The following is a 17,434-nucleotide window of genomic DNA, read 5'->3' as shown; positions in this document are numbered from 1 at the left end:
AGAGCCGGCCACAGTCGATGTTCCACCCTCGAGCACCGTCCCCCACTCGTTCGGCAGGGACAACGGGCCTGGACACCACAGCCACCCCATGACAGGACGACCTGATGCCAGATGCTCCTTAGAAAGGAGGTGATCCAGCCGCACCTTCCGGTACGGCTACCTTGTTACGACTTAGTCCCAATCGCCAGTCCCACCTTCGACAGCTCCCTCTCTTACGAGTTGGGCCACTGGCTTCGGGTGTTACCGACTTTCGTGACTTGACGGGCGGTGTGTACAAGGCCCGGGAACGTATTCACCGCAGCGTTGCTGATCTGCGATTACTAGCGACTCCGACTTCATGGGGTCGAGTTGCAGACCCCAATCCGAACTGAGACCGGCTTTTTGGGATTCGCTCCACCTCGCGGTATCGCAGCCCTTTGTACCGGCCATTGTAGCATGCGTGAAGCCCAAGACATAAGGGGCATGATGATTTGACGTCATCCCCACCTTCCTCCGAGTTGACCCCGGCAGTCTCCCATGAGTCCCCGGCATAACCCGCTGGCAACATGGGACGAGGGTTGCGCTCGTTGCGGGACTTAACCCAACATCTCACGACACGAGCTGACGACAACCATGCACCACCTGTACACCGACCTTACGGGGAGCACATCTCTGCACTTTTCCGGTGTATGTCAAGCCTTGGTAAGGTTCTTCGCGTTGCATCGAATTAATCCGCATGCTCCGCCGCTTGTGCGGGCCCCCGTCAATTTCTTTGAGTTTTAGCCTTGCGGCCGTACTCCCCAGGCGGGGCACTTAATGCGTTTGCTGCGGCACGGAACTCGTGGAATGAGCCCCACACCTAGTGCCCAACGTTTACGGCATGGACTACCAGGGTATCTAATCCTGTTCGCTCCCCATGCTTTCGCTCCTCAGCGTCAGTTGCGGCCCAGTGACCTGCCTTCGCCATCGGTGTTCCTCCTGATATCTGCGCATTCCACCGCTACACCAGGAATTCCAGTCACCCCTACCGCACTCTAGTCTGCCCGTACCCACTGCAAGCCCAAGGTTGAGCCTTAGGTTTTCACAGCAGACGCGACAAACCGCCTACGAGCTCTTTACGCCCAATAATTCCGGACAACGCTTGCGCCCTACGTATTACCGCGGCTGCTGGCACGTAGTTAGCCGGCGCTTCTTCTGCAGGTACCGTCACTTTCGCTTCTTCCCTGCTGAAAGGAGTTTACAACCCGAAGGCCGTCATCCTCCACGCGGCGTCGCTGCATCAGGCTTGCGCCCATTGTGCAATATTCCCCACTGCTGCCTCCCGTAGGAGTCTGGGCCGTATCTCAGTCCCAGTGTGGCCGGTCGCCCTCTCAGGCCGGCTACCCGTCGTCGCCTTGGTGGGCCACTACCCCACCAACAAGCTGATAGGCCGCGAGCCCATCCCTCACCGATAAATCTTTCCAGACGCGACACATGCGTGTACGTCTCGTATCCGGTATTAGCCACCGTTTCCGGTGGTTATTCCAGAGTGAAGGGCAGGTTGCTCACGTGTTACTCACCCGTTCGCCACTGATCAGACCAGCAAGCTGGCCATCACCGTTCGACTTGCATGTGTTAAGCACGCCGCCAGCGTTCGTCCTGAGCCAGAATCAAACTCTCCGTAAATGTCAACTGGCACCCCACCACCGAAGCAGCAAGGCAACCGACAAAACGAAACAGCCAACCGGTTCAACCCGGCCGACCAATCCAATTCGGCTGTTCGGATGCCCCCTCCCACGGAGGTGAAAGAAAGACACCCATCTCAACCAAGACCCACCACCTCAAACACCCACACCCAAAGGACGCAGACATCATCGATAGCAAGCCATATGGCATCGACTATTTGGCACACTGTTGAGTTCTCAAGGAACAGACGCGCATCTCCTCGGGATCTTTCGACCCGTCCGAGAGGCTTTGTCGTTCTGAATCTTACCTGGCTTTTCGGCCGCGTTCCGCCACCCTCTCGGGCGGGGAGTGCGAGGCCGGAAGCCCGTCCCTCATACGGCTTCAAGGCGCACGAAGCACCGTGAAGTTCGTTCGAGGGGTGGCCACCCTTGGGGACCAGCCACCGTGGTTCGATCCGCGGTGTCCGTTCCTCCCTCTCGGGCGACATCGAGAACATTACGCGCGTGTTGCGGCGGGTGGCAAATCGCGCCGCGGTGACGCCGGTCACCAGGTCGCATGGCGACACGTCTGAGCAGGTCAGGTACGCGATCGGGCCCGCGAGACGTGCTCGCGGGCCCGTTCGTCGCGAACCGTCACGCCTGGGCGTCGACCACCGCGAGCGTGCGCTTGCCACGGCGCAGCACGGCGAACCGCCCGTGGAGCAGGTCTGCGTCGGCCAGGACCGCGTCCTCGGTGGCGACACGGGCGTTGTTCACCGACGCACCCCCCTCGGCGATCGCCCGCCGGGCGGCCCCCTTGCTGGCCACGACGCCGGTGGCCGCCAGCAGGTCCGCGATCTGGTCGCCGGCCTTGCCGGGCGCCGACGGCAGCTCCGCGACCGCGGCCGCCAGCACGTCCAGCGACAGGTCCGCCAACGAGCCGCGACCGAAGAGCGCCTGACTCGCGGCGACGACCTGGTCGGCGGCGGCCGAACCGTGCACGAGCGAGGTGACCTCGTACGCGAGCGTGCGCTGCGCCTCACGCGCGGCCGGTGCCGACGCCACCGCAGCCGCCAACGCGTCGATCTCGTCGCGGGACAGGAAGGTGAAGACCTTCAGGTAGCCGACCACGTCGGCGTCGTCGGCGTTGAGCCAGAACTGGAAGAAGGCGTACGGCGAGGTCATCTCCGCGTCGAGCCATACCGTGCCGGTCTCGGTCTTGCCGAACTTGGTCCCGTCGGCCTTGGTGATCAGCGGTGTGGTCAGCGCGTGCGCGGCGACGCCCTCCGCCTTGCGGATCAGCTCGACGCCCGACAGGAGGTTGCCCCACTGGTCGCTGCCGCCGGTCTGCAGCGTGATCCCGTGGCGACGGAACAGCTCCAGGAAGTCCATCCCCTGCAGGATCTGGTAGCTGAACTCGGTGAAGCTGATGCCCTGCTCGCTGTTCAGGCGTCGGGCCACCGTGTCCTTGGCGAGCATCGTGCCCAGGCGGTAGTGCTTGCCGACGTCGCGCAGGAAGTCGATGGCGGACAGCGGGGCGGTCCAGTCGAGGTTGTTGACCATCGTCGCGGCGTTCGGCCCGTCGAACCGCAGCAGCGGCTCGATCTGCCGGCGGATCCGCTCCACCCAGCCCGCGACGAGGTCCGGCGAGTTGAGCGTGCGCTCCCCCGCCATCTTCGGGTCGCCGATCAGGCCCGTGGCGCCGCCGACGAGGGCGAACGGCACGTGGCCGGCGTCCTGCAGGCGGCGGACGGTGAGGATCTGCACGAGGTTGCCGATGTGCAGGCTCGGCGCCGTCGGGTCGAAGCCGCAGTAGAGCGGCACCGGTCCCGCGGAGAGTGCGGAGCGAAGGGCGTCGAGGTCGGTGGTCTGGGCGATCAGCCCGCGCCACTCGAGCTCGTCGAGCACGTGGTTCATGAGGTCTCCGTAGAAAGTCAGGGCGGGCAGCACGCGCGGGCCGACGTCGTCGCTCGTCAGGGAGCGTCTGTCGACGTCGGCGACCGATACGCCGGCCGGTAGGCGGAGACCGTGCGTTCGTCGGTGAGCCAGTAGCGCCACGGGAACCTGTTCCCCTCGCCACCCGAGCCGGAGACGCCGACCCGCGGTCCCGACTTGTGCGTCGGCAGGGTGACCGCCTGCTGGCGGTGCAGCACGATGTCGCCCCCGGACTCGGTCACGTCGGCGCCGTTCGCACGCAGGTCGAGGCCGAGGGCGACCGCCAGCCGGGCGGGTCCGCGGGCCAGCTGGCGCTCGGAGTCGACCACCCCCACGGCCTCGCGGCGCCGCCATGCCAGGTCGACGCCCTCGACGATCTCGCCGGCGCGCAGCAGGACGGCCGACGGGCTGCCCGTGGGCTCGGTGACGATGTTCAGGCAGTGGTGGAGGCCCAGGTGGCGGTAGACGTACAGCCGGCCCGGCTCCGCGAACATCACCGCGTTGCGGGACGTGCGGCCGCGGTAGGCGTGCGAGCCCGGGTCGTCGGCACCGGCGTAGGCCTCGACCTCGGTGATCCGCAGCGTGACGTCACCGTCGGGCGAACGGGAGGTCAGGTAGGCACCGAGCAGGTCGCGGGCGACCGCGTGCACCTCGCGGGAGTACCAGACGCGCGCCGGGACGACGAGGAACGCGCGCGGGTCGGAGGCGTCCGGCGGCTCGGGTCGGTGGTCGGGCGTCGCGCTCACGCGTCCATCCTGCCGTACGTGACCTGGCTCCCGTGGTCGGGTATCACCGCGCCGAACGCGTCCAGCCGCAGATCCGCACGCTCGCGCGTGCCCTCCCGGGCGAAGTGCGCAGCCTCGTCGGCCATCCAGGTCAGCCAGTGCGCCCGGGCGGCCGACCCGTCCCGCGCGAGCCCCCGCTCGAGGCGCAGCTCGTCGTCGGCCTCGACCCACACCTGCACGACAGCGACCGGCTCGGCCGCCCGCCGCGCCGAGCCGCAGCCCTCGAGCACGAGCAGGGACGGCACGGGGACGTCGATCCAGTCCGCGAACGCCCCGGACGGCCAGTCGTACCGCTGGAACCGACCGGGACGACCGCGGCGCAGCGGTTCGAGGACCTGCGCCGCGAGGCGCGGCCACAGCGAGCCCTCCAGCCCGGACCAGCCCTCGTACAGGTCGTCGAGGTGCACCACGGACGACGTCGGGCCCGCGGCGGCAACGATGGCGGCCGCCACCGTGGTCTTGCCGGACCCCGCGGGACCGTCGACGCAGACCACGCGGACCGGTCCGAGCCGCGGGGCCCTGGCCAGCGCCGTCGCGACGATCTGGGCGGGCGCGGTCAGGAGGTCGTCCACGCCCGCAGGTCCTGCGCCCGGCCGCGCGCGTCGACGAGCTGCGCCGCCACGGCGGTGGGCGCCGTGCCCCCGACCGCGGAGCGGGACGCCAGCGACCCCTCGACCGTGAGGACGTCGCGGACGCCCGGGGTCAGGTGCGGCGAGATGGCCGCGAGCTCGTCGTCGGTCAGGTCCCACAGCTCGATCGGCGGTTCGTGCGCCTCGCACTCGCGGACGCACGCGCCCGCGACCTCGTGGGCCACGCGGAACGGAACGCCCTGGCGCACGAGCCACTCGGCGATGTCCGTCGCCAGCGAGAACCCCTGCGGTGCGAGCGACGCCATCCGCGCGGTGTCGAACGTGAGCGTGGCGATCATCCCCGCGAACGCCGGCAGGAGGATGGTGAGCTGGTCGACCTGGTCGAAGACGGGCTCCTTGTCCTCCTGCAGGTCACGGTTGTAGGCGAGCGGGAGGCCCTTGAGGGTGGTGAGCAGCCCGGTCAGGTCGCCGATCAGGCGGCCCGCCTTGCCGCGCGCGAGCTCGGCGATGTCGGGGTTCTTCTTCTGCGGCATGATGCTCGAGCCCGTGGAGTAGGCGTCATGCAGACGCACGAACCCGAACTCCTTGGTCGACCAGAGGATGACCTCCTCGGCGAGCCGCGAGACGTCCACCGCCAGCATGGCGGCCACGAACGCGAACTCCGCGACGACGTCGCGCGACGCCGTGCCGTCGATCGAGTTCTCGACCGGACCGTCGAAGCCGAGCTCGCGCGCGACGGCCGCCGGGTCGAGACCGAGCGACGATCCCGCGAGCGCTCCGGACCCGTAGGGCGACCGCGCCGCCCGCGCGTCCCAGGAGATCCAGCGGTCGACGTCGCGCATCAGCGGCCACGCGTGCGCGAGCAGGTGGTGCGCGAGCAGGACGGGCTGGGCGTGCTGCAGGTGGGTGCGGCCCGGCATCGGGGCGTCCCCCGCGGCGGCGGCCTGCTCGGTCAGAGCGTCGACCAGGTCCAGGACGAGTCCCGCGAGCGAACGCGCCTCGCGACGCAGGTACATCCGTACCAGCGTGGCGATCTGGTCGTTGCGCGAGCGGCCCGCCCGCAGCTTGCCGCCGACGTCCGCGCCGGCGCGCTCGATGAGCCCGCGCTCCAACGCCGTGTGCACGTCCTCGTCGTCGGGACCCGGACCGAAGGCGCCGCTGGCCACGTCGGCCCGCAGCACCTCGAGGGCGTCGACCATCGTCGCGACCTCGTCGTCGGAGAGCAGACCCGCCGCGTGCAGGACGTGCGCGTGCGCGACCGAACCCGAGATGTCGACGTCGGCCAGCCGCCAGTCGAAGTGCGTCGACCGGGACAGCTCCGCCAGGGCGGCCGCCGGCCCGGAGGCGAAGCGGCCGCCCCAGAGGGCGAGCGGCTGGTCAGCCACTGATCCCGCCCTGCGAGCCGAGGTCGACGCCGTTGCCGAACCGGACGTCGCGCGCGGCGGCGAGCTTGGAGCTGAGGCCGTAGATCTCGATGAAGCCCTTCGCCGCGGCCTGGTCGAAGGTGTCGCCCGTGTCGTAGGTGGCGAGGTTGAAGTCGTACAGGCTCGCGTCCGAACGACGGCCCGTGACGGTGGCGCGGCCGCCGTGCAGGACGATGCGCACGTCGCCGGAGACGTACCGCTGGGTGTCGTCGACGAAGACGTCGAGCGACTTCTTCAGCGGCGAGAACCACTGGCCGTCGTAGACGAGCTCGGTCCAGCGCTGGGCGACGGTGCGCTTGAACCGGGCCTGCTCGCGCTCGACGGTGACGTTCTCGAGCTCCTGGTGCGCGGCGATGAGCGCCATCGCGCCCGGCGCCTCGTAGACCTCGCGCGACTTGATGCCGACCAGGCGGTCCTCGACGATGTCGATCCGGCCGACGCCGTGGGCGCCGGCGCGGCGGTTCATCTCCTGGATCGCCTGCAGCGGGGTCACCGGGATGCCGTCGAGCGCGACGGGGACGCCGGCCTCGAACGTGACGATGACCTCGTCGGCGACCGGCGGGAACGTCGGGTCGTCGGTGTAGGTGTAGACGTCCTTGGTCGGGCCGTTCCAGATGTCCTCGAGGAAGCCGGTCTCGACCGCGCGGCCCCACACGTTCTGGTCGATCGAGAACGGGTTGTGCTTGGTGGTCTCGATGGGCAACGCGTTGCGGGTGGCGAACTCGATGGCCTTGTCGCGGGTCAGCGCCAGGTCGCGGACGGGCGCGAGGCACGTCAGGTCGGGGGCCAGCGAGGTGATGCCGACCTCGAAACGGACCTGGTCGTTGCCCTTGCCGGTGCAGCCGTGCGCCACGGTGGTCGCACCGAACTGCTTGGCGGCCCGCACGAGGTGCTTGACGATCACCGGGCGGGACAGGGCCGAGACCAGCGGGTAGCGGTCCAGGTAGAGCGCGTTCGCCTTGAGCGCGGGCATGCAGTACTCGCTGGCGAACTCGTCTCGGGCGTCGGCGACGTACGCCTCGACCGCGCCGCAGTCGAGCGCGCGCTGGCGGATGACGTTCAGGTCCTCGCCGCCCTGGCCGACGTCGACCGCGACGGCGATGACCTCGGCACCGGTCGCCTCGGCGATCCAGCCGATTCCGACGGAGGTGTCCAGGCCGCCGGAGTAGGCGAGGACGACGCGCTGAGTCATGAAAGGTCTCTCTTCTGGGTCGGTGTGTTCGAGGTTCAGTCTGCCGGTCGCAGGCGGGGAGCGGCGTCCGGTCGAGCATCGGTGGCCAGGGCGAGGAAGCGCGCAGCGAGCGCCGAACCGGTCTCGCCCTCGCGGGCGATGACCAGCACCGTGTCGTCGCCGGCGATGGTGCCCAGGACAGCGGGCAGGATCGAGTGGTCGATGGCCGACGCGAGGAACTGTGCCCCGCCCGGCGGCGTGCGCAGGACGACGAGGTTTCCGGACGCCTCGGCGGTGACCAGCAGCTCGGCGCACAGCCGGGCGAGGCGGGACGCGAGCATCTCTTCCCGCGCGGGGGCCCAGTCGGGACCGGTCGACGGCGTCGTGCGACCCCCACCCTCGACCGGCACCGCATAGGCCAGCGCCCCCGACGGCGTCCGGATCTTCACCGCGCGCAGCTCGACCAGGTCGCGGCTCAGGGTCGCCTGCGTGACGGAGACCCCCTCGGCCGCGAGCAGCTCGGCCAGCTGCTGCTGGGAGTGCACGAGCCCGCGGGACAGCAGCGACGTGACCAGAGCGTGGCGCCCGGCCTTGGTGTGCGGGACCGACGAGGTGACGCTCACGGCTGCTCCAGCAGCCAGGTGAGCAGCGCCTTCTGGGCGTGCAGCCGGTTCTCCGCCTCGTCCCAGACGACTGCCTGCGGTCCGTCGAGCACCTCGGCGGTGATCTCCTTGCCGCGGTAGGCGGGCAGGCAGTGCAGGACGATCGCGTCGGGCGCGGCGAGCGCCAGGAGTGCCGCGTCGACCCGGAAGGGCACGAACGGGGTCTCGCGCTCCGCGGCGTGGGCCTCCTGGCCCATCGACACCCAGGTGTCGGTGGCGACCACGTCCGCGCCCGCCACGGCGAGCGCGGCGTCGTGCGTGACGACGACAGACCCGCCCGTCGTCGCAGCGATGGCTTCCGCGTCGGCGAGCACGTCGGGGTCGGGAAGGAACCCGTGCGGCGTCCCGACGCGGACGTGCAGACCGGCCGTGGCACCGCCGAGCAGGTAGGAGTGGGCCATGTTGTTCGCGCCGTCGCCGACGTAGGCGAGGGTCTGCCCGGGCAGCGCGTCGACCCCGCCGCGGTGCTGGGCGATCGTCATGAGGTCGGCGAGGATCTGGCACGGGTGGAACTCGTCCGTGAGCGCGTTGACCACCGGCACGCCCGACTGCGCGGCCATCTGGTCGAGCCGGTCCTGCGCGTGGGTGCGCCAGACGATCGCCGCGACCTGCCGGCCGAGCACCCGGGCGGTGTCCGCGATCGACTCGCGCTGGCCGATCTTGGCGAGGTTCCCGTCGACGCTCAGCGGGAAGCCACCGAGCTCCGCGATGCCCGCCGTGAACGACACCTGCGTGCGCAGCGTCGGCTTGTCGAAGATGACGGCCACGGGCCGCGGTCCGGTCAGGGGCGTGCGAACGAAGTGGTCGTCGCGGAAGGCGAGGGCGAGCTCGAGGACCGTCCGCTGCTCGGCGGGCGAGAGGTCGTCGTCCCGCAGGAAGGACCGGGTCACGACGACACCTCCACCTGGGCCAGGAAGTCGACGAACTGCCCGGCCTGCTCGTCCGTGAGGATGAACGGCGGCGCGAGCCGGATGGTCGACGGGTTGACCGCGTTCACGATGAAGCCCGCGGCGAGCGCCTGGGCGGCGACCTGCGCCGACACCGGGCCGGCCAGCTCGATGCCGATGAGCAGCCCCTCACCGCGCACACCGACGACGAGCGGGTTGCCGGTCTCCGACAGCCGCGTGCGCAGCCGCTCCCCCAGGCCGCTGACGTGCGCCAGAAGGCCGTCACGCTCGATGACGCCGATGGTCGCGAGCCCGGCTGCCGAGGCGACCGGGTTGCCGCCGAACGTCGAGCCGTGCTGCCCCCGACCGAGCAGCGCCGACGTGTCCGGGCCGTAGGCGACGAGGGCACCGACGGGGAAGCCGCCACCGAGGCCCTTGGCCACCGTGACCGCGTCGGGCACGACCCCGCCGCCGAGGTGCGGGTGGTGGTACGCGAGCCAGGCGCCGGTCCGGCCCATGCCGGTCTGGACCTCGTCGAGGATCAGCAGCGCCCCGTGCTCGGCGGTCAGCCTGCGGGCGTGGGCGAGGTAGCCGGGCGGCAGCGGCAGGACGCCGGCCTCACCCTGGATCGGCTCGACGAACAGGGCGGCGACCTGGTCGCCGTCCTCGGCGAAGGCCGCCTCGAGGGCGTCGGTGTCGCCGAACGGGACGAACTCGACGCCGCCGGGCAGCGGCTCGAACGGCTCGCGGTACGACGCCTTGTGAGTGAGTGCGAGCGCCCCCATCGACCGGCCGTGGAAGGAACCTTCGAGGGCCAGGACGCGCGGCCGACCGGTGCGCCGGGCCAGCTTGAACGCGGCCTCGTTGGCCTCGGTGCCGGAGTTGGTCAGGAAGACGTGCGACCCCTCGGGGGCGCCCGTGAGCGCGATCAGCCGCTCCGCGAACGCGATCTGCGTGGGGCTGCCGAAGAAGTTGGAGACGTGCCCGAGCGTGCCCAGCTGGGCGCTGATCGCGGCCGTGAGCGTCGGGTGGGCGTGGCCGAGCGAGTTGACCGCGATGCCGCCGAGCAGGTCGAGGTAGCGGGTGCCGTCGGCGTCCCAGACGTACGGACCCTCGCCGCGCACCAGCACGCGCTGCGGGGCTCCGAACGTGTCCATGACTGCGTGCGTGTACCGGTCGGTCCAGTCGGCGACGGAACCGTCGACCGCGGGCACGGGCAGATTCGCGTCCGGCGTGACGTCGGCCCGGTGGCGGGCGCGCTGGAGGTCGGTCATCTCGTCACCACCGGGATCGGTGCGGTGAACGGTGCGTCCGCCGGCTCTTCGTCGGGAAGGACCATGGTGCCGATGCCGTCGGAGGTGAAGATCTCGACCAGGATCGAGTGCGGCTCGCGGCCGTCGATCACGTGCGCCCGGCCGACGCCGCCCTCGACCGCCCGCCAGCAGGCCTCCATCTTCGGCCGCATGCCCGCGTCGAGCGTCGGCAGGATGGTGGCGAGCTCGGCTGCGCGCAGGCGACGCACCAGCGACCCCTTGTCCGGCCAGTTGGTGTAGAGGCCCTCGACGTCCGTCAGCACGATGAGCTTGCGCGCGCCGAGCGCGACCGCGAGCGCCGCTGCGGCGGTGTCCGCGTTGACGTTGAGCACCTGGGTGGGGTCATCGAGATCGGGCGCGACCGTGGACACCACGGGGATGCGACCGGCGTCGAGGAGGTCGAGCACCGCGCCCGGGTTGACCTGCACGACGTCGCCGACGAGGCCGACGTCGACCGGTTCGCCATCCACGACCACCGAACGTCGGCGCGCCTGGAAGAGGCCGCCGTCCTCGCCGGACAGGCCGACCGCGTGCGGGCCGTGAGCGTTGAGCAGGCCGACGAGCTCGCGCGAGACCTGCCCCGTGAGCACCATCCGCACGACGTCCATGGCCTCGGGCGTGGTGACCCGCAGGCCGGCGCGGAACTCCGACTCGATCCCCAGCCGGTCCAGCATGGAGTTGATCTGCGGGCCCCCGCCGTGCACGACGACCGGGCGCAGACCGACCTGCCGCAGGAACACCATGTCCTGCGCGAACGCGCGCTTGAGGTCCTCGTCGATCATGGCGTTGCCGCCGTACTTCACGACGACGAGCGCACCCGCGAACTTCTGCAGCCACGGCAGCGCCTCGATGAGCACCTCTGCCTTCTGCTCGGGCCGAAGGTCGGTGCGCGTGTTGAAGATGAAGTCCGTCATGTCGCGTACGCGCTGTTCTCGTGGACGTAGTCGTGCGTGAGGTCGTTCGTCCACACCGTGACGACCTCGGGTCCGGCGTGCAGGTCGATCAGCACGTGCACCTCGCGGTTCGCGGCGAGGTCGACCTCGGTCCGCGGGCGGTAGGCGCCGCCGCTCTTGCAGACCATGACGCCGTTGATCGTGACGTCGAGCTGGTCGGGGTCGAACGGCGCGACGCTCTCCGGCACGGTCCCCACCTGCGCGAGCACCCGGCCCCAGTTCGGGTCGTTGCCGAACATCGCCGCCTTGAACAGGTTGGACCGCGTGACGGCCCGCGCGACGGCGAGACCGGCGGCCTCCGTCGAGGCCCCCATCACGGTCACCGCGATGTCGTGCGACGCCCCCTCGGCGTCCGCGACCAGCGCCCGGGCCAGCTCGGCGCAGACCTGGGTCAGGGCGGCCGTGAAACCGGCCGGGTCCGGTACCGCGCCGCTCGCGCCCGAGACCAGGAGGGTCACGGTGTCCGACGTCGACATGCAGCCGTCCGAGTCGATGCGGTCGAACGTCTGGCTCGTCGCGGCCCGCAGGGCGGCGTCGGCGGTCTCGGCGTCGACGACCGCGTCGGTGGTGATCACGCAGAGCATCGTCGCCAGGCCGGGCGCCAGCATGCCCGCACCCTTGGCCATCCCGCCGACGGTCCACTCGCCCCGGTCGCCCTGGATCGTGAGGTGCGCCGTCTTGGGCACGGTGTCGGTGGTCATGATCGCGGTCGCCGCGGCCAGGCCGCCGGTCCGGGACAGGTGCGAGACGGCGTCGTCGACGCCCGCGAGGAGCTTGCCGATGGGCAGCGGCTCGCCGATCAGGCCCGTGGAGCACACGACGACGTCGCCCGGTGAGATCTCGAGGACGTTGCCCACCTTCTCGGCCGTGCGGTGCACGTCGAGGAAGCCGTCCGGCCCGGTGCACACGTTGGCGCCGCCCGAGTTGAGCACGACCGCGCTGACCACGCCGTCCGAGACCGCCTGGCGCGACCACACGACCGGCGCGCCCACGACGCGGTTCGTCGTGAAGACGGCCGCAGCGACCTGGGACGGGCCCTCGTTCACGACGAGGGCCAGGTCCGGTCGCCCGGAGGCCTTCAGGCCCGCGACGACGCCCGAGGCCTGGAAGCCCGCGGCGGCGGTGACGCCCGGAGACGGGTGGGCGGTCGTGTCGACCGTCATGGTGCAACTCCATCCAGTGGAAGACCGAGGGTCTCGTCGAGCCCGAGTGCGAGGTTGAGCGACTGCAGGGCGCCGCCGGCGGTGCCCTTGACCAGGTTGTCGATCGCCGTGACCGTGACCACGCGGCCGGCGCGCTCGTCGACCGCGACCTGCACGAGCGCGGTGTTGGCGCCGAGCGTGGACGCCGTGCTCGGCCACTGGCCCGGGGGCAGCAGGTGCACGAACGGCTCGTCGGCGTACGTCTGCTCCCACGCGGCCCGCACGAGCGACGGGTCGGTGCCGGGGACGAGACGCGCGGTCGCCGTCGCCAGGATCCCGCGGGCCATCGGGACCAGCGTCGGCGTGAAGGAGATGGTCACGTCGGAGGCCCCGGCGGAGCGCAGGTTCTGGCCGATCTCCGGGATGTGCCGGTGCGTGCCGCCGACGGCGTACGGCTGCGACGCGCCGAGGCCCTCGCTGGCGAGCAGGTGGGTCTTGGGGGACTTGCCCGCACCCGAGTACCCGTTGGCCAGCACAGCGACGAGATCGAGGGGCTCGATCAGGCCCGCCGCGATGCCCGGCTGCAGTCCGAGCGACACGGCGGTCACGTTGCAGCCCGGCACGGCGATCCGGGTGGCTCCCGCCAGCTCGGCCCGCTGCGCGGACGCGGTCCGCTCCCCCGCGTGCAGCAGCTCGGGGAGGCCGTAGGGCCAGGTCCCGGCGTGCGCGCTGCCGTAGTACGCCTCCCAGTCGGCCGGGTCCACCAGGCGGTGGTCGGCGCCGAGGTCGACGACGACGGCCCGGTCGCCACGGGCCGCGAGCTCGGCGGCCACCGCGCCGCTCGACCCGTGCGGCAGGGCCAGGACCACGACGTCGTGGCCCGCGAGGACGTCGACGTCGGTCGGCTGCAGCACCCGGTCCGCCAGCGAGCGCAGGTGAGCCTGGTGCGCGCCGAGCGCCGTCCCGGCGTTGGAGTGCGCCGTCAGCGCGCCGATCCGAGCCTCGGGGTGCGCCAGCAGGACGCGCAGCATCTCGCCACCCGCGTACCCGCTGGCACCCGCGACCGCGACCGTGAACGTCATGTGCATGAACATACATCGTCGTGCACGAAGATGCGAAAGACTTCCGCGGGGAAGATCGCGGGTCGCCGTCGCGTTGGCCCAACGTGCGCGCAATCCAGGCTTCCGCAGCGGGCGGACCCGACGTCCTCGAGCTCGTCGACCTCCCCGACCCGATGCCCGGGCCCGACGACGTGGTCGTCCGGGTGGCCGCCGCCGGCATCAACTTCATCGACACCTACCGCCGCTCCGGCATGTACGCCGTGCCGTACCCGCACGTCCTGGGCTCGGAGGGTGCGGGAACGATCGTCGAGGTCGGGTCCGACGTGGCCGAGTTCGCGGTCGGCGACCACGTCGCGTGGTCGTCGGCACCCGGCTCCTACGCGGAGCTGGTCCGCGTGCGCGCGTCGGAGCTGCTCCCCGTCCCGGTCGGCGTCGACCTGCAGGTCGCCGCGGCGCTCCCGCTGCAGGGCATGACGGCGCACTACCTGGTCACCTCCGTGTTCCCCGTGGCCGAGGGGCACGACCTCCTCGTGCACGCCGGGGCCGGCGGCGTCGGCCTGCTGCTCACCCAGCTCGCGGCCGCGCGCGGCGCGCGGGTGATCTCGACCGTCGGCACCGCGGACAAGGAGCGGCTCGCGCGCGAGGCGGGTGCGGCCGACGTCATCCGCTACCGCGAGCTGACCGACCTCACCCGTGACCTGCCCGCCGAGGTGCGGGCGCTCACCGACGGTCGTGGCGTGCACGCGGCCTACGACTCGGTGGGCAAGGACACCTTCGACGCCTCGCTCGCGTCCCTGCGCCGCCGCGGGACCCTCGTCCTGTTCGGGGCGTCGTCCGGTGCGGTCCCGCCCGTCGATCCGCAGCGGCTGAACCACGCCGGCTCGGTGTACCTCACCCGGCCGACGCTCGGCGACTTCGTCGCGACGCGCGAGGAGCTGACCTGGCGTGCCCAGGAGCTGTTCGACGGGGTCCTGGCCTGCACGCTCGACGTGCGGGTCGGCGCCACCTTCTCGTTGGCCGAAGCGGCCGACGCCCACCGCGCGCTCGAGTCGCGCTCCACGACCGGAAAGGTCCTGCTCCTCCCGTGACGACCACCACCCTGAACCAGACCCGCACGCTCGCCGTCGAGATCTGGTCCGACATCGCGTGCCCGTGGTGCTACATCGGCAAGAAGCGCTTCGAGACGGCCCTGGCCGACTTCCCGTTCCGCGACCAGGTCGAGGTGACGTGGCGCTCGTTCGAGCTGTCGCCGGAGACCCCCGCGGGGCCGGGACGTCCCGAGATCGACGCGCTCGCGGAGATGAAGGGCATCCCGCTCCCCCAGGTGCAGCGGATGTTCGCGCAGGTCACCGAGGTGGCGGCCGGTGAGGGTCTCGCCTACGACTTCGCACGGACCCTCGCGGTCAACACGTTCGACGGGCACCGCCTGGTGCACCTGGCCGCGCGGCACGGGCTCGCCGACCGCGTCCTGGAGGCCCTGTACTCGGCGCACTTCGAGCACGGCGCCGACCTGGGCGACGACGAGACCCTCGTGCGGATCGTGGCGGAGGTCGGCGTCGGCGCCGACGAGGCGCGTGCGGTCCTGGCAAGCACCGACCACGCGGACGACGTCCGTCGCGACGAGGCCGAGGCCCGCGCGATCGGCGTGACCGGTGTGCCGTTCTTCGTGGTCGACCGCCGCATCGGCGTCTCGGGCGCGCAGCCGGCCGGCGTGTTCACGCAGCTGCTCGAGGAGGGCTGGAAGACGGCGAACCCCCTGGCCACGCTGGCGACGGCCGACCCGTCCGCCGAGGCGTGCGTCGACGACTCCTGCGCGATCTGAGCGCGTGTCGGACCAGCGCGCGATGATCGGAGCATGGCTACCGTCCTGCTCCTGCACCACGCCCAGGGTCTGACTCCCGGCGTCGTCGCGTTCGCCGACGCCTTGCGCGCCGCCGGCCACACGGTGCACGCGCCGGACGTCTACGACGGGCGCACGTTCGACGACCTCTCCGCCGGCATCGCGTACGCGGGCGAGGTCGGGTTCGAGACCGTGATGCAGCGCGGCGTCGACGCCGCCGCCGACCTGCCGGGCGGCACCGTCTACATCGGCATCTCGCTCGGGGTCATGGCGGCCCAGCAGCTCGCGCAGACCCGTCCGGTCGCCGCGGGCGCGGTCTTCGTCGCCTCCTGCCTCCCCGCGTCCGAGTTCGGCGGCTGGCCGGACGGCGTGCCTGTGCAGGTGCACGGCAAGGACGCCGACCCGATCTTCGTCGACGAGGGCGACCTGGACGCCGCGCGGTCGCTGGTGGCGTCCGTCGAGGGTGCCGAGCTGTTCCTCTACCCGGGCGACCAGCACCTGTTCCTCGACAGCAGCCTGCCGGCGTTCGACCCGGCTGCCACCGCCGAGCTCACGGAGCACGTGCTCTCCTTCCTCGCGGACTAGCGGGCTACGCTGCGGCTGGACCGCTCGATGGCGCCGGTCCACGGCCCAACGCACCGGTTCGCCCGACAGCAGACGAACGCCCAGCGTGGCGTGCCCACCCGGAGGACCGTGATGACTGCATCGCTGCTCGACACCCTCGGCGTGACCGTTCCCTCGACCGTCCCCACCCACTGGTACAACCTCGCGGCGGACCTGCCGGCACCGTGCCCTCCGGCGCTGCACCCCGGCACGCAGCAGCCGCTGACGCCGGACGACCTGGCGCCGCTGTTCCCGATGGCGCTGATCATGCAGGAGGTCAGCACCGAGCGCTGGATCGAGATCCCCGAGCCCGTGCGCGAGATCTACGCGCTGTGGCGGCCGTCGCCGCTCGTCCGAGCTCTGCGGCTCGAGCGGGCCCTGGGCACCCCGGCGAAGATCTACTACAAGTACGAGGGTGTGAGCCCGGTCGGGTCGCACAAGGCGAACACCGCGGTCGCGCAGGCGTACTACAACGCCGCCGAGGGGATCACGAAGCTCACCACCGAGACCGGCGCCGGCCAGTGGGGAGCCGCGCTGGCGTTCGCCAGCGCGCTGCTGGGGCTGACCTGCGAGGTCTGGCAGGTCCGGGCCTCGTACGACTCCAAGCCGTACCGCCGGATGCAGATGGAGACGTACGGCAGCATCTGCCACCCGTCGCCGTCGGACCTCACCAACGCCGGCCGGGCGATGCTCGCGGCCGACCCCGAGACCACCGGCTCGCTCGGCATGGCGATCAGCGAGGCGGTCGAGGCGGCGGCCACGAACCCGGACGCGCACTACGCGCTCGGCAGCGTCCTCAACCACGTCCTGCTGCACCAGTCGGTGATCGGCCAGGAGGCGCTGGCGCAGCTCGACGAGATCGGCGAGGCCGCCGACATCGTCTTCGGCTGCGCGGGCGGCGGGTCCAACCTCGGCGGGCTGAGCTTCCCGTTCCTCGGCCGCAACCTGCGGGAGGGGACCGCTACCCGGGTCGTGGCCTGCGAGCCGGCCGCCTGCCCGTCGATCACGCAGGGCGAGTACCGGTACGACTTCGGTGACGTAGCCGGCCTGACGCCGCTGCTCAAGATGCACACCCTGGGCAAGGACTTCGTGCCGCCGCCCATCCACGCGGGCGGTCTGCGGTACCACGGCATGGCGCCGATGGTGTCCCACGCCGTCGAGCTCGGCCTGGTGTCGGCGATCGCCGTCGACCAGGAGACCGCGTTCGCCGCGGGCATCGAGTTCGCGCGGGCCGAGGGGATCATCCCCGCCCCCGAGTCCACGCACGCGGTCGCCGGTGCGATCGCGTACGCGCGGCAGGCGACCGCGGCGGAGACGATCGTCATCGGCCTGTCCGGCAACGGGGTGCTGGACCTGCCCGCGTACCACGACTTCGTCTGAGCACCGTCCTCGCCTGAGCACCGTCTTCGCCTGAGCGCAGACTTCGCCTGAGACGACCGAGGCCCG

At 71.1% G+C, this 17,434-nt stretch carries 15 protein-coding genes and 1 rRNA gene; 4 read left to right on the top strand and 12 right to left on the bottom strand.

What is annotated here, in order from left to right; translation table 11 throughout:
• Window positions 1-122: 122 nt before the first annotated feature.
• The 12 genes from ACPPVS_RS07530 to argC all read right to left on the bottom strand — a co-directional run bounded on the left by ACPPVS_RS07530 (window position 123) and on the right by argC (window position 13,566).
• A 16S ribosomal RNA gene (locus tag ACPPVS_RS07530) occupies window positions 123-1,644 on the bottom strand.
• Window positions 1,645-2,276: 632 nt separating this feature from the next.
• Window positions 2,277-3,539 (bottom strand): tyrosine--tRNA ligase, encoded by a 1,263-nt coding sequence (gene tyrS / locus ACPPVS_RS07525; protein ID WP_426595408.1) that lies wholly within the window; start codon window positions 3,537-3,539, stop codon window positions 2,277-2,279.
• A 56-nt stretch (window positions 3,540-3,595) separates the two neighbouring features.
• Window positions 3,596-4,303 carry a DNA-3-methyladenine glycosylase gene (locus ACPPVS_RS07520; RefSeq protein ID WP_426595407.1) on the bottom strand — a complete coding sequence of 236 codons (708 nt, stop codon included), beginning with the start codon at window positions 4,301-4,303 and terminating at the stop codon, window positions 3,596-3,598.
• The gene (locus tag ACPPVS_RS07515) at window positions 4,300-4,914 is read right to left on the bottom strand and encodes a uridine kinase (protein WP_426595406.1); all 615 of its coding nucleotides are present in this window, start codon (window positions 4,912-4,914) and stop codon (window positions 4,300-4,302) included. The genes ACPPVS_RS07520 and ACPPVS_RS07515 overlap by 4 nt, the downstream gene beginning before the upstream one ends.
• The gene (argH, locus tag ACPPVS_RS07510) at window positions 4,899-6,317 is read right to left on the bottom strand and encodes an argininosuccinate lyase (RefSeq protein ID WP_426595405.1); all 1,419 of its coding nucleotides are present in this window, start codon (window positions 6,315-6,317) and stop codon (window positions 4,899-4,901) included. The genes ACPPVS_RS07515 and argH overlap by 16 nt, the downstream gene beginning before the upstream one ends.
• Window positions 6,310-7,548: an argininosuccinate synthase gene (locus ACPPVS_RS07505; RefSeq protein WP_426595404.1), complete on the bottom strand. Its 1,239-nt coding sequence runs from the start codon at window positions 7,546-7,548 to the stop codon at window positions 6,310-6,312. Before ACPPVS_RS07505 ends, argH begins: the two co-directional genes overlap by 8 nt.
• Before the next feature lie 35 nt (window positions 7,549-7,583).
• A complete protein-coding gene (locus ACPPVS_RS07500) occupies window positions 7,584-8,150 on the bottom strand; it encodes an arginine repressor (protein ID WP_426595403.1) in 567 nt (188 codons plus the stop codon).
• Window positions 8,147-9,079: an ornithine carbamoyltransferase gene (gene argF / locus ACPPVS_RS07495; RefSeq protein ID WP_426595402.1), complete on the bottom strand. Its 933-nt coding sequence runs from the start codon at window positions 9,077-9,079 to the stop codon at window positions 8,147-8,149. Before argF ends, ACPPVS_RS07500 begins: the two co-directional genes overlap by 4 nt.
• Window positions 9,076-10,350 carry an acetylornithine transaminase gene (locus ACPPVS_RS07490; protein ID WP_426595401.1) on the bottom strand — a complete coding sequence of 425 codons (1,275 nt, stop codon included), beginning with the start codon at window positions 10,348-10,350 and terminating at the stop codon, window positions 9,076-9,078. Before ACPPVS_RS07490 ends, argF begins: the two co-directional genes overlap by 4 nt.
• Window positions 10,347-11,303, bottom strand: a complete 957-nt coding sequence (argB, locus tag ACPPVS_RS07485; RefSeq protein WP_426595400.1) for an acetylglutamate kinase — start codon at window positions 11,301-11,303, stop codon at window positions 10,347-10,349. Before argB ends, ACPPVS_RS07490 begins: the two co-directional genes overlap by 4 nt.
• Window positions 11,300-12,505, bottom strand: coding sequence for a bifunctional glutamate N-acetyltransferase/amino-acid acetyltransferase ArgJ (gene argJ, locus ACPPVS_RS07480; protein ID WP_426595399.1), 1,206 nt, complete (start codon window positions 12,503-12,505; stop codon window positions 11,300-11,302). Before argJ ends, argB begins: the two co-directional genes overlap by 4 nt.
• Window positions 12,502-13,566 carry an N-acetyl-gamma-glutamyl-phosphate reductase gene (argC, locus tag ACPPVS_RS07475; protein WP_426595398.1) on the bottom strand — a complete coding sequence of 355 codons (1,065 nt, stop codon included), beginning with the start codon at window positions 13,564-13,566 and terminating at the stop codon, window positions 12,502-12,504. The genes argJ and argC overlap by 4 nt, the downstream gene beginning before the upstream one ends.
• 83 nt (window positions 13,567-13,649) lie before the next feature.
• Between argC and ACPPVS_RS07470 the strand changes: the two genes are divergently transcribed.
• From ACPPVS_RS07470 to ACPPVS_RS07455, 4 genes are all read left to right on the top strand, one after another.
• Entirely contained in the window at window positions 13,650-14,633 is a 984-nt protein-coding gene (locus tag ACPPVS_RS07470; protein WP_426595397.1) for a quinone oxidoreductase family protein, read from the top strand.
• Entirely contained in the window at window positions 14,630-15,367 is a 738-nt protein-coding gene (locus ACPPVS_RS07465; protein WP_426595396.1) for a DsbA family oxidoreductase, read from the top strand. Before ACPPVS_RS07470 ends, ACPPVS_RS07465 begins: the two co-directional genes overlap by 4 nt.
• Before the next feature lie 33 nt (window positions 15,368-15,400).
• The gene (locus ACPPVS_RS07460; protein ID WP_426595395.1) at window positions 15,401-15,970 is read left to right on the top strand and encodes a dienelactone hydrolase family protein; all 570 of its coding nucleotides are present in this window, start codon (window positions 15,401-15,403) and stop codon (window positions 15,968-15,970) included.
• Window positions 15,971-16,081: 111 nt separating this feature from the next.
• The gene (locus ACPPVS_RS07455) at window positions 16,082-17,368 is read left to right on the top strand and encodes a TrpB-like pyridoxal phosphate-dependent enzyme (protein ID WP_426595394.1); all 1,287 of its coding nucleotides are present in this window, start codon (window positions 16,082-16,084) and stop codon (window positions 17,366-17,368) included.
• Window positions 17,369-17,434: the final 66 nt, after the last annotated feature.

The organism is Cellulomonas sp. McL0617, from assembly GCF_049994875.1.
Classification (GTDB): domain Bacteria; phylum Actinomycetota; class Actinomycetes; order Actinomycetales; family Cellulomonadaceae; genus Cellulomonas.
The sequence above is the reverse complement of the archived record's forward strand: the minus strand, read 5'-3'. Positions and strand labels throughout refer to the sequence as shown.